This is a genomic window from Sphingomonas sp. Leaf230 (assembly GCF_001421745.1).
Taxonomy (GTDB): Bacteria; Pseudomonadota; Alphaproteobacteria; order Sphingomonadales; family Sphingomonadaceae; genus Sphingomonas.
Genome location: NZ_LMKW01000009.1, coordinates 132,322 through 143,802, shown reverse-complemented (window position 1 = coordinate 143,802; position 11,481 = coordinate 132,322). Strand labels below are relative to the sequence as shown.

General features: G+C 64.4%; 14 protein-coding genes and 1 tRNA gene. 10 read left to right on the top strand and 5 right to left on the bottom strand.

Annotation, left to right across the window (positions count from 1 at the left end):
• Positions 1-43: 43 nt before the first annotated feature.
• Together ASE82_RS09710 and ASE82_RS09705 are read right to left on the bottom strand one after the other, a co-directional pair.
• Positions 44-223: a hypothetical protein gene (locus tag ASE82_RS09710; RefSeq protein WP_156348875.1), complete on the bottom strand. Its 180-nt coding sequence runs from the start codon at positions 221-223 to the stop codon at positions 44-46.
• Positions 224-279: 56 nt separating this feature from the next.
• Positions 280-996: a Crp/Fnr family transcriptional regulator gene (locus ASE82_RS09705; protein WP_056063303.1), complete on the bottom strand. Its 717-nt coding sequence runs from the start codon at positions 994-996 to the stop codon at positions 280-282.
• Positions 997-1,127: 131 nt separating this feature from the next.
• Here ASE82_RS09705 and gntA point away from each other — a divergent pair, with 131 nt between their 5' ends.
• Together gntA and ASE82_RS09695 are read left to right on the top strand one after the other, a co-directional pair.
• Positions 1,128-1,814, top strand: a complete 687-nt coding sequence (gntA, locus tag ASE82_RS09700) for a guanitoxin biosynthesis heme-dependent pre-guanitoxin N-hydroxylase GntA (RefSeq protein WP_056051135.1) — start codon at positions 1,128-1,130, stop codon at positions 1,812-1,814.
• Positions 1,807-2,394, top strand: a complete 588-nt coding sequence (locus ASE82_RS09695) for a DUF1989 domain-containing protein (protein ID WP_056051138.1) — start codon at positions 1,807-1,809, stop codon at positions 2,392-2,394. The genes gntA and ASE82_RS09695 overlap by 8 nt, the downstream gene beginning before the upstream one ends.
• 9 nt (positions 2,395-2,403) lie before the next feature.
• On the opposite strand, the gene ASE82_RS09690 is transcribed toward ASE82_RS09695, so the two are convergent.
• From ASE82_RS09690 to ASE82_RS09680, 3 genes are all read right to left on the bottom strand, one after another.
• Positions 2,404-3,075, bottom strand: a complete 672-nt coding sequence (locus ASE82_RS09690; protein WP_056062203.1) for a cell wall hydrolase — start codon at positions 3,073-3,075, stop codon at positions 2,404-2,406.
• 87 nt (positions 3,076-3,162) lie between these two features.
• Positions 3,163-3,247: transfer RNA gene (locus ASE82_RS09685), tRNA-Leu, on the bottom strand.
• A 57-nt stretch (positions 3,248-3,304) separates the two neighbouring features.
• Positions 3,305-4,813: a YifB family Mg chelatase-like AAA ATPase gene (locus ASE82_RS09680; RefSeq protein WP_056062200.1), complete on the bottom strand. Its 1,509-nt coding sequence runs from the start codon at positions 4,811-4,813 to the stop codon at positions 3,305-3,307.
• Between the two features lie 121 nt (positions 4,814-4,934).
• Between ASE82_RS09680 and ASE82_RS09675 the strand changes: the two genes are divergently transcribed.
• The 8 genes from ASE82_RS09675 (at position 4,935) to ASE82_RS09640 (ending at position 11,472) form a co-directional block, all read left to right on the top strand.
• A complete protein-coding gene (locus ASE82_RS09675; RefSeq protein ID WP_056062199.1) occupies positions 4,935-5,246 on the top strand; it encodes a hypothetical protein in 312 nt (103 codons plus the stop codon).
• Between the two features lie 87 nt (positions 5,247-5,333).
• Positions 5,334-5,468, top strand: a complete 135-nt coding sequence (gene rpmH, locus ASE82_RS09670; protein ID WP_031393806.1) for a 50S ribosomal protein L34 — start codon at positions 5,334-5,336, stop codon at positions 5,466-5,468.
• Positions 5,469-5,524: 56 nt separating this feature from the next.
• Positions 5,525-5,863 (top strand): ribonuclease P protein component, encoded by a 339-nt coding sequence (rnpA, locus tag ASE82_RS09665; RefSeq protein ID WP_056062196.1) that lies wholly within the window; start codon positions 5,525-5,527, stop codon positions 5,861-5,863.
• A gap of 180 nt (positions 5,864-6,043) precedes the next feature.
• Positions 6,044-6,289: a membrane protein insertion efficiency factor YidD gene (gene yidD, locus ASE82_RS09660; RefSeq protein ID WP_056062193.1), complete on the top strand. Its 246-nt coding sequence runs from the start codon at positions 6,044-6,046 to the stop codon at positions 6,287-6,289.
• Positions 6,286-7,995 carry a membrane protein insertase YidC gene (gene yidC / locus ASE82_RS09655; protein ID WP_056062190.1) on the top strand — a complete coding sequence of 570 codons (1,710 nt, stop codon included), beginning with the start codon at positions 6,286-6,288 and terminating at the stop codon, positions 7,993-7,995. The genes yidD and yidC overlap by 4 nt, the downstream gene beginning before the upstream one ends.
• Before the next feature lie 59 nt (positions 7,996-8,054).
• Positions 8,055-8,672 (top strand): ribosome biogenesis GTP-binding protein YihA/YsxC, encoded by a 618-nt coding sequence (gene yihA / locus ASE82_RS09650; RefSeq protein WP_056052878.1) that lies wholly within the window; start codon positions 8,055-8,057, stop codon positions 8,670-8,672.
• 200 nt (positions 8,673-8,872) lie between these two features.
• Positions 8,873-10,303 carry a S41 family peptidase gene (locus ASE82_RS09645; protein ID WP_082441421.1) on the top strand — a complete coding sequence of 477 codons (1,431 nt, stop codon included), beginning with the start codon at positions 8,873-8,875 and terminating at the stop codon, positions 10,301-10,303.
• A gap of 263 nt (positions 10,304-10,566) precedes the next feature.
• Positions 10,567-11,472: a phosphatase PAP2 family protein gene (locus tag ASE82_RS09640; protein WP_235524650.1), complete on the top strand. Its 906-nt coding sequence runs from the start codon at positions 10,567-10,569 to the stop codon at positions 11,470-11,472.
• Positions 11,473-11,481: the final 9 nt, after the last annotated feature.

The window sequence follows — 11,481 nt, the reverse complement described above, 5'->3', positions numbered from 1 at the left end:
CCGCATTGATCAGCGTGTAGCGCAGGTCGCACGGGCCGTAAGATCAGTCGCCGGATCGATCGTCGCGAGGCTGGCTCGCAGCGACTTCCGCCGCCGCAATAAGTCGACGCCCCGTCTCCGCGGCAGCCTCTGCCGTGAAGGTGATCGCCAGGCCGTCGACGCCGTCCAGCGTCACCAGCCCATTCTCGGCGGCGGCGATGCCTGCGAGGGTTTCCGGCGTCATCATGGTCTCACTCCCCCGACCGTTGATCTTGCCAGGGGTCATGCGCCGGGTACCCGTCACTCGCCCCTGGAACCGTAGAGATATTGTGGTTCGAATTCAGCAACGGCTGCAAGTGCTTTACGATCCACGATATTTACCTCGCCTGCCTTGAACGTCAGCAGGTTTTTCTCGCGAAGCGCTCTCAACACGCGGTTGACGTGAACGCCGGTCAACCCGGTCGCCTCTGCCAGATCGGGCTGCGTCATCGGCAGCATGAACCGCCCGTCCTCCGCCATCCCGATCATCTCCAGCCGCGCGTTCAGTTCGCAGAACAGATGCGCAATCCGCCCTTCCGCGCCGAGCCGCCCCAGACGGAAAATCCACTCGCGGTGCATCGCCGCATCGAGCAGCGTGCTGAACCACAGTTTCTGCGTCAAATGCGGATAGCGCTCGGTGATCGACTGCAGCGTGCGGTGTTCGAAGCAGGCGATCTTCACCGGCCCCAGCGTCGCGATGTCGTGATCGAGCCGCTTCATCGGGAATGCGTGGAGATCGACGAAATCGCCCGGTACGTGCACGGCGACCAGCTGACGCTGACCCTCGCGGTCGTCCATGTAGCGACAGACGAACCCCTCGATCAGCAGCGTGCTCGTCTCGATCAGGTCGCCCGCCCGGACGATCTGCTTGCGCCCGGGCACCTGCCGCACGGATTCGATGCCGTCCTCCAGCACCTGCTTTTCTTCGTTGCTCAACTCATGGCGACCACGGCCCATGAGGAATTTTTCCGAGATCATCGACACCCCTTCATCACCCGGCCTCGTACCGCCCTCCGCGATAGAAGAACAGATCGGGATTCGTACTGATCAATATCAAAGGTTATGTCGGACGCGAAACATTGCAGCGGTTCGCGGGTTCCTCCCCGACCATGTACCAGCCAATCTTCCAGAACGATCACCCGCTCGCGCGCAAGTTCATCGAGACTGTGCAGGCGCCGCAATTCCCCTGTGTCGGTGCAAAATCGGCGCTCGCCAAGGGACAGATGGACATTCTCGTCGCCCGCGACGTGCGATCCGCTTGGGATGACATGAGAATTTCTCCGGCACTCGGCGAGACGGTTCGCAAATACCGTGAGGATCGCGCGATTTTCCGGACGCTCATCATATTGTTCGAAGCGCCTGCTTTGCTGTCGGAGGAGGAGTTCGAGGCGCATCTTTGGGCGCGCGCGCAGTCGCTCAGCGACAAGGACGAGTGGCTCGGTTACCGCCCCGACCCGTCGGTAAGCAGCGATCCCGACGATCCCCATTTCTCGCTGAGCTTTGCCGGCGAGGCGTTTTTCGTCGTCGGCCTCCATCCGAATGCGAGCCGTCCGGCGCGAAAGTTCGAATCGCCGGCGATGGTGTTCAACCTGCACGACCAGTTCGAGGTGCTGCGCGATCAGCAGCGCTACGATAAGTTGCGCTCGTCGATCCTGGCGCGCGACCTCGAATACGCCGGCTCGATGAACCCGATGCTGGCACGCCACGGCGAATCGAGCGAAGCGCGACAATATAGCGGACGCGTCGTCGACGAATCCTGGAAATGCCCTTTCAAGCGAGGCGAAGCACGTGGCTGACATCAAGACGATCCCGCCGCGTTCGGGGGCCGGGTTCACGCTCGACAAGGGGCAGACGCTCACCGTGATCGATCCGGAAGGCCGCCAGGTATCGGACTTGCTCGCCTACAACCGCGCCGACGTTCGCGAGGCGATTTCGTCGGGGCGGACGCTCGATTATGCGAGCCGGCTGTACCTGACGACCGGCGACCTGCTCTATTCGAACCGTAGCAACGTGATGCTGGAGATCGTCTCGGACGATGTCGGGCGGCATGATTTCCTGCTGACGCCGTGTTCGAAGGAAACCTTCGCGATCATCTACGGCGATACCGATCCGCATCGCGGCTGCTTCGGCAATCTTGCTGAGGCGCTCGCGCCTTGGGACATCGAGCCGGACCAGATCCCGGTCGCGTTCAACTGCTTCATGAACGTGCCGATCAATGGCGAGACGGGCACGTTCACGGTCGAACCGCCGCTGAGCAAGGCCGGCGACACCATCGTCTTCCGCGCCGCGATGGACCTCGTGATCGGCATGACTGCGTGTTCGGCGCTGCAATCCAATGGCGGCAGCTTCAAGCCGATCCAGTACCGGATCGACTGAACGGATTGGCTAGCGACGCTGATAGAAGATGTGCGACTCGACGGTCGCCACCTTGACGAGCGAACTGCGCCAGTACGGTACGAGCCAGTCGGTATGGTAATGCGTCGCGCGGCCGACCGGCGTATAGACGTAGCCGTTCATCGCCCGCCGAGCCGCATGTCGCGCCTGTTCCCATCCGTCGTGCTCGGGCCGCCGTGTCTGCGAGCCGTCGCAGGTGAAGGAGAACTGGCACCCGGTCTTCCGGTTCGCACCTTGATAGACGACCCCGCAGACCGTCTTGGGGAAGCCACGCGCGCCGACCCGGTTGAGCACGACCTGGATGACTGCACGTTGTCCGTCGCGATCAGTGCCGGCCTCATAGAGTGCGACGGTGGCGAGGCATTCGGTCGCCTGGAGGCGCGCCGCAGGACCACCGCGAAACCGGAACGGCTCCGCGCGCTTGCGTTTGTCGGCAACGATCGGGACCAGCGCATTGGACGCGCGCGCCTGCGCCATCGTCAGCCGGGGCTTGCGGTGATCCGTGGTGGTTTCGGTCGGCCAAGGCAGATCGGTCAGCGACCCGAAGATCGCCGCGAACGCGACCACGGCGCCGAGCAGGAGAAGCCAATGCTCGGACGATGGCCTCAGCCCGGATCGATTGCGCCGCCGCGATGAGACATATCGGGCCGGTCGCTTCGCCATCCCGCGTCCTTACCGGCGAAATTTTCGCAAGGAAACGATCACTGTGACACTCGTCCCGAAGGTCGAGGGGTGATCGTCGGAAAAAGATGGTGCCCCTGGCCGGAATCGAACCAGCATGCCTTGCGGCAACCGATTTTGAGTCGGTCGCGTCTACCAATTTCGCCACAGGGGCAGCGGCGGGTTGGCTAGACGAAGCTTTCGCCCGCCGCAAGCGGGTTTAGTTGCGCCTTTAGTTGCGGGGCGGCTGGCGGCGGTAACTTAGCGCTTCGGCAATGTGGATACGGCCGACCGTCTCGCTGCCGGCGAGATCGGCGATGGTGCGGGCGACGCGGAGGATGCGGGTGTAGCCGCGTGCGGTCAGGCGCATCGCTTCGGCAGCCTGGGCGAGGAGTTTGCGACCGGCTTCGTCAGGCGTGGCAACTGAGTCGAGCAGCGCGCCATCCGCCTCTGCGTTCGTGCGTACCGGGTGGTCGCGGTATCGCTCGGTCTGGATCGCCCGGGCCGCGCCGACGCGGGCAGCAACCTCCGCCGAGCCCTCGGTCGGCGGCGGGAGAATCAGGTCGGCGGCGCTGACCGCCTGGACATCGATGTGTAGATCGATGCGGTCCAGCAAAGGGCCGGACACCTTGGCTTGATAGTCCGCGGCGCATTTTGGGGCTCTCGCGCAGGCCAGGCTCGCGTCACCGAGGTGGCCGCATCGGCACGGGTTCATTGCCGCGATGAGTTGCACGCGCGCCGGAAAGGTAACGTGCGCGTTCGCCCGAGCGACGCTGACCGTGCCGGTCTCCAGCGGTTGGCGCAGCGAATCGAGGACGGCGCGCTGGAACTCCGGGAGTTCGTCGAGAAACAGGACGCCGAGATGCGCTAGGCTGACCTCCCCCGGTTTTACCTTCAAGCCGCCCCCGGTGAGTGCTGCCATCGAGGCGGAATGATGTGGAGCACGAAACGGACGCGTGCGGGTCAGGCGCCCACCGGAGAGCGTGCCGGCCACCGATTGGACCATCGACACCTCGAGCGCTTCGGCGGGGTCGAGCGGTGGCAGGATGCCGGGCAGGCACGAAGCCATCAGCGACTTGCCCGAGCCAGGGGGCCCAACCATCAGCAGATTATGCGATCCGGCAGCAGCGATCTCGAGCGCGCGCTTCGCGGTCTCCTGTCCCTTCACCTGCCGCAGGTCCGGACCGTGGTCGGCGTGCTCTGCGATGCCCGGCTTGGGTGGGCTGAGCAGGCCGTGGCCCTTGAAGTGGTTGAGCAACGAAAGCAGATCAGGCGCGGCGATGACCTCGATCTCGCCTGCCCATGCCGCTTCAGATCCTTGCGCCGCCGGACAGACGAGCCCCTTCCCCACTTCCGATGCATGCAGCGCCGCCAGCAGAACACCCGGTGATGCGGTGATCCGCGCATCGAGGCCAAGCTCGCCGACGATCACATAATCCGCCAGCGCCTCGGCATCGACCACGCCCATCGCCGCCAGCAATGCCAGCGCAATAGGAAGATCGAAATGCGACCCTTCTTTCGGCAGATCGGCGGGCGACAGGTTCACCGCGATCCGTTTCGGCGGCAGCGACAGCCCCATCCCGGCGATCGCGCCGCGCACGCGTTCACGACTTTCGCCGACCGCCTTGTCCGCGAGCCCGACGACGTTGAACGCGGGAAGTCCTGGAATCAGTTGGACTTGCACCTCGACCGCGCGTGCTTCGAGCCCGAGATACGCCACCGTCGCTACGATCGCCGCCATGCCCGCTCCCCCGCGACATGACGTCACGCCTTATTCATACCCGATTTGCCATGTCTGCAAGGACGCGCGGTCGGGAACTCTCCGATCGCGCCGTCTTGTGAACCTAATACACCGGACCCACATGCCTTCCGTGAAAGCAGTCCGCTCCCCCGTTCTCCGCTTCGGCCAGTTGGTGCTCGGGATCGTGTTGATCCTGAGTGCGCCCCTACTCGCGCCGCTGCCGGGGCCCGCGGGTATCTTCCTGTTCGCGGGTGGGATGGTCCTCGTCCTGCGCAATTCGCGCTGGGCGCGGCTCAAATGGGCGCGGTTGAAGCGGCGTTGGCCGAGAACCGGGCATTTCGTCGATCGGATGATGCGGCGACAAAGCGCGATGCGGCGGCACGAGCGCGCCAAGGCGGCGAAAAGCACGCCGATCACGCCGGGTGCGAATTGACTTACCGCCGCCCTTTCCGTAAGCGCCCAGCCATCAAGGCCGTCCCCGTGGCGGCCGTTTTCTATTTGATGACCTAGGGAATGACCAATGAAGCGGACCTTTCAGCCGAGCAACCTGGTACGCGCACGCCGTCACGGCTTCCGCGCACGGATGGCGACGGTCGGCGGCCGGGCGGTGATCCACGCACGCCGCGCACGCGGTCGCAAGAAGCTGTCGGCCTAACCATTCTAGATAAGCGCCGCGATTTTCTCGCGGCGAATGCGGGGAAGCGTGCGCCGATGCCAGGATTCGTCCTGCTCATGCGCCCCCGCGATGACGGTGACGAGACGATGCGAATCGGCTTCACCGTCACCAAGAAGATCGGCAACGCCGTCGTCCGGAACCGCATGAAACGGCGGTTACGGGCGTTGGCGCGCGAGCTGTTGGCGGAACGCGGCGTTGCCGGGGCCGATCATGTGTTGATCGGGCGTAACGGCGGCATCGAGCGGGATTACGCTTTGCTGCGGACCGAGTTGGGTAAGGCCTTTCGCAAGGTCACGCCGCAAGCTGCTTCCGCGACGCCGGAGCACCCCACCACCCCGGCGAAGGCCGGGGCCCAATTGGGAAAGCGGCCGTGATGACGGACCGCCATCTGTTACCACTGCCCCCCAATTGGGCCCCGGCCTCCGCCGGGGTGGTTAATATTTGCCGAAACGTTTCATCCTTACCCTTGTTCACCCGCGAAGGCGGGTGCCCAGGCTGGGTCCCCGCCTTCGCGGGGAAACAAGCTTGCGGTGTGGGCGAACGTCAGTTTTGACATGCTAGCCCGCCTCCTCATCCTCCTCGCACGCGGCTGGCAACTCGGGCCCTCGCTCGTCCTGCCGTCGAGTTGCCGCTACGATCCTTCCTGTTCAGCCTATGCAATAGAGGCCGTTGGGCGCTATGGCGCGCTCAAGGGGGGCTGGTTGGCGGCGAAGCGTATCGCGCGTTGCCATCCGTGGGGCGGGTACGGCCCCGATCCGGTCCCAGATATCGACAAGAAATTGAAAGACGCCGCCCTGTGAAAGACGACAAGCAGAATTTCGTGCTGTTCGCGGTGATCGCGGCGCTGATCCTGTTCGGATGGCCGCTGATCCAGGGCAAGTTCTTCCCGACCGCGAATCCACCGGTCACGAAGATCCAAGGCGGCAAGACCACGGCAGTGGCGAACCCCGCAGCCGATCCCGCCGCCGACGGTGCCGCCGCAGTCGGCGATCGCAACGCGGTGATCGCCAGCACCCCGCGCATCCGCATCGAGACCCCCCGCGTGTCCGGTTCGATCAACCTGAAGGGCGCGCGGATCGATGATCTCGTGCTCAAGGGTTATGACGAGACCGTCGCGAAGAACTCGCCGCCGATCCGCCTGCTCTCGCCCGCCGGTGCGCCCGACGCCTATTTCGCGAGCTTCGGCTGGCGCGCGCAGGGCTTGGCCCCGCCCGCCGCCGACGCCGTCTGGACGCCCTCGGGCGCGACCACGCTCACGCCGACCACGCCGGTCACGCTCGACGCGACCAACGCCACCGGCCAGCGCTTCCGCATCCAGATAGCGGTCGACCAGGATTACATGTTCACGGTCCGCCAGACCGTCCTCAACGCCGGCACCGCGCCCGTCCCCGTCGCGACCTATGGCCTCGTCAACCGGGTCGGCATCTCGAAGGATCCGTCGTCGATGACGATCCACGTCGGGCCGATGTCGGTCGACAATGGCGGCGCGCATTATCGCCCGAACTACAAGGACATCGACGAGGCCGCGCAGAAGTTCACGACCACCGGCGGCTGGCTCGGCTTCACCGACAAATACTGGCTGACCGCGCTCGTCCCCGATCAGGGCCAGGCGTTCGACGGCCAGTTCCGCGCGGGCGCCAACAAGGCGTACCAGGCCGACTACGCGCTCCAGCCCAAGCAGGTCGCTCCCGGCCAGGCGATCACGCAGATCTCGCGCTTCTTCGCTGGCGCGAAGGAAGTCCGGCTGCTCGATCGCTACACCGATCAGGCCGGCGGTGTCGCCAAGCTCGACTACGCGATCGACTGGGGCTGGTTCCGCATCGTCGAGAAGCCAATCTTCTACTATCTCGACTGGCTGTTCCGCATGGTCGGCAACTTCGGCGTCGCGATCATTCTGCTGACCGTCACGATCCGCGGCCTGCTGTTCCCGATCGCGCAGCGCCAGTTCAAGTCGATGGCCGCGATGCGCGCCGTCCAGCCGAAGATGAAGCTGCTGCAGGAGAAGTATAAGGACGACAAGGTCCGCATGCAGCAGGAAGTGATGGCGCTGTACAAGGCGGAGAAGGTCAATCCGCTCGCGGGTTGCGCGCCGACGCTGCTCCAGATCCCGATCATGTATGCGCTGTACAAGGTGCTCATGCTGACGATCGAGATGCGTCACCAGCCGTTCGTCGCGTGGATCAAGGATCTGTCCGCGCCCGATCCGCTGACGCCGCTCAACCTGTTCGGCCTGCTGCCGTTCACTCCGCCGCACATGATCGCGATCGGTGTCGTTCCGATCATCCTGGGCATCAGCATGTACTTCCAGTTCAAGCTGAACCCGACGCCGATGGACGATACGCAGAAGCAGGTCTTCAAGATGCTGCCATGGGTGCTGATGTTCGTGATGGCGCCGTTCGCGGTTGGCCTCCAGGTGTACTGGATCACGTCGAACTGCCTGACCATCATTCAGCAGAAGCTGTTGTATGCCCGCCATCCGGGCCTGAAAGTGCCGGTGACCAAGTGAACGACGTTCCCAACTTAGGTCCCGACCTCGAGCAGACCGACGCGCCGTTCACGCCGGAGATGCTGGAGCATGCGCGAAAGCTTTTCGCGGGGCATGTGGGCTTCCTGAAGTCGGCGCCGACGCTTGAATTCCTGCCCGATGCGTCGGTGCCGGAGGTGGCGTTCGCGGGTCGCTCGAACGTTGGCAAGTCGTCGCTGTTGAACGCGCTCACCGGGCGCAACTCGATGGCACGCACGTCGAACACACCGGGCCGTACGCAGGAACTGAACTTCTTTGACGTCGGCGCGCCGCTTGCGTTCCGCCTCGTCGACATGCCCGGCTACGGGTTCGCCAAGGCGCCCAAGGACGTCGTCAAGAAATGGCGCTTCCTGATCAACGACTTTCTGCGCGGCCGCGACGTCCTCAAGCGCGCCCTCGTGTTGATCGACTCGCGCCACGGCATCAAGGACGTCGACCGCGAAATCCTCGAGATGCTCGACAAGGCCGCGGTCAGCTACCGGATGGTCCTCACCAAGGCGGACAAGATCAAGGCGTCCGAACTCGTCGAGGTCACCGAGCGTACTGCCATCGAGGCGCGCAAGCGTCCGGCTGCACATCCGGATATTCTGGTCACATCCAGCGAATACGGCATGGGCATCCCTGAGCTCCGCGCGGCGGTGGTCGAAGCGGTCAGCTAGCGGTCTGAGCCTTAACAGGTGCACTCTTCCTACCCCGTCATCCTGACGATGCCGGGTTAGGCTGAGGGGTATACTGCCATCCGCCCCCTCAAATTCGCCGATATTGGATCAGATCTCGATTTGCTGCTGGCATCGCCCGACTAAATCCGTAACCTTCGGGAAACGGGGGAGATGATGCGGTGCGGGCACGGTTCGGGACAATGCTGGCGTTGGCTGCAATGCTGTCGGGCTGCGGAGGTAGCGAGGGCAACACGAACTCGACCGGTGGTGGTGCCGGTGGCGCCATTGGCGTTACGCCGACACCCACGCCGACCGCAACCGCGGGCTGTTCGTTGCGCGAACGCCAAGACTGGGCCGCCGCACAGCTTCGCGAATGGTATCTTTTCCCCGATACGCTGCCCGCGACCTTGAGCGCTGCGGGGTACACGACGGTTGATAGCTATATCGACGCGCTGACCGCGACCGCGCGGGCGCAGCGCAAGGATCGGTTCTTCACTTACCTGACGTCGATCAAGGAAGAGAACGCCTACTACGCCTCGGGATCGAGTGCTGGTTTCGGCATCCGGTTCGCGCTCGACCAGACCGGCCAGCGCCTGTTCGCAGCCGAGTCGTTCGAAGGCGCGCCCGCTCTCGCCGCCGGGATCGACCGCGGTGCCGAGATCCTCGCGATCGGTACGACGTCGAGTAACCTGCGGACCGTCAGCGCCATCATCAGTGCCGAGGGCACTGCCGGGCTGACCACCGCATTCGGTCCGGACACGACCGGGACGGCGCGCGTGTTCCGTGTCTCGGACGCTGCCGGTACGCGGGACGTGACCGTCGCCAAGGCCGACTTCTCGCTGCTGCCGGTCTCGTCGCGGTACGGCGCGAAGATCATCGAGGATAGCGGTCAGCGCGTTGGTTACATCAACCTGCGCACGTTCATCTACACGGCAGAACCGGCACTCAAGGCGGCTTTCGCGAATTTCCGCGCGCAGGGCGTGACCAAGGTCATCATCGACCTGCGCTACAATGGCGGCGGTCTCGTCGCGACGGCGGAGTATCTCGGCGACCTCCTCGGCGGTGGTCGATCGACATCGGAAGTGTTCGACTACACGACGTTCCGCACGGAAAAGGCCTCGAACAACGAGACGCGGTTCTTCGCACCACAACCCGAATCGATTGCCCCGACACGGATCGCGTTCATCGGCAGCGGCGGCACCGCGTCCGCGAGCGAACTCGTGATCAACGCCTTCACACCGTATCTTCACGGCAATTCGGCGCTAATCGGAACCAACACCTACGGCAAGCCCGTCGGCCAGATCGCCCTCGACAAGCCCGCCTGCGACGATCGTCTGCGTGTGATCGCGTTCGCGACGCAGAACGCGGCGCGTAATGGCAATTACTTTAATGGCTTGGCGTCGACCGTCGAGGCGACCTGTCGGGCGGACGACGACATCAGCTATCCGCTCGGCGACGCGCGTGAGGCGTCCACGCGTCGCGCGCTCGACTTCTTGGCGGGCCGCACCTGCTCGGCGATTACCAGCGACGTCAGTGCGCAATCGGCACGGACTACGGCGAGCGCGCGTCAGGACCTGCTGATCCCTGCAGCGCCGACCACCGCGCAACGGATGGTCCCCGGTTCGTTCTGAAGCCGGCGACCGAGACCGTGAAACCGCGGCTATAGCGAGCGTCGTCCTACGGCAGGGCGACGCTCGTCGTTCGTTACCGTTCAGCCAAGCGAAAGCCGATCCAGCCGACGAAGGTCGCTTGTTCCCCCGTATGTGATACGCGTTCGCCGACCATGAATGACGTTTCGATTGCAACTACCCCGCGGCTGCCCGCTGACATCCACCGCGGGGCGCTGCCCGCACACGATAGCGTGCCCGATTATGGATGGTGGATCGGAGGTGGGATGATCCTCAGCCTAGCGATGTTGACCGTGATGATGCACGTCGCCGGCCTATCGATCGATCCGTACGACGCCGACAACATGCCATTCTACGTAAGCGGCGTCGTCCTGCTGGCGTTGCGCTTCGGCCTTCGCGACCGCCCCTGGCGTCATGCGCGCGCGGTCGCTGACTGCGCAGAATATTACGGCGTCTTCACCATGCTGGCACTGATGGGCGCGGTGGCGAGCTATCCGGTCGCGGCGCTGACGCATGGGTTTCACGATGCAGCACTCCAACGGATCGACGCCCTGCTGCATTTCGACTGGCTCGCCTGGTATCGACTTGTCGCCGCAACGCCGATCCTGCAAACGCTTGGTCTGGCTGCGTATCGCAGCATCTACCTGACGCCCGCGATCCTGTTCGCTACCTTCGCGTTGACCGGCGACCGGGTGGCGGCGCACCGTTTCCTCGCGACATTCTGGCTTACTGCAGTCGGCACGTTGATTCTCTACGCCTTCATGCCGGCGATCGGTCCGTTCTCGTATCTGTGGCATCAACCAATCGCTTATATGCCCGAGAGCGAGCAATGGCAGCATGGGCTGATACCTGCACTCCGCGATCACAGCGTGCGGGTGGTCGACCTCGGCCATCTGCGCGGCATCGTATCGGCACCGAGCTTCCATGCCGCCGCCGCAACGCTCTACATCAATGCGGCGTGGCGCATGCCGCGGCTGCGCTGGCCGGTGCTCGCCCTTAATGCGGCAATGCTGTTGGCGACACCCGTCGAGGGCACGCATTACCTGATCGACATCCTGCTCGGCACGATCGTCGCGTTGGCTGCGATCGCGACGCTGCACCGTCTCATGCCGCGTAGCATCGCGCGCCAGCCCGTTGCCAACCACGTTGCCGCGGCCCGCCTGCCCCGCTAGTCCAACGCT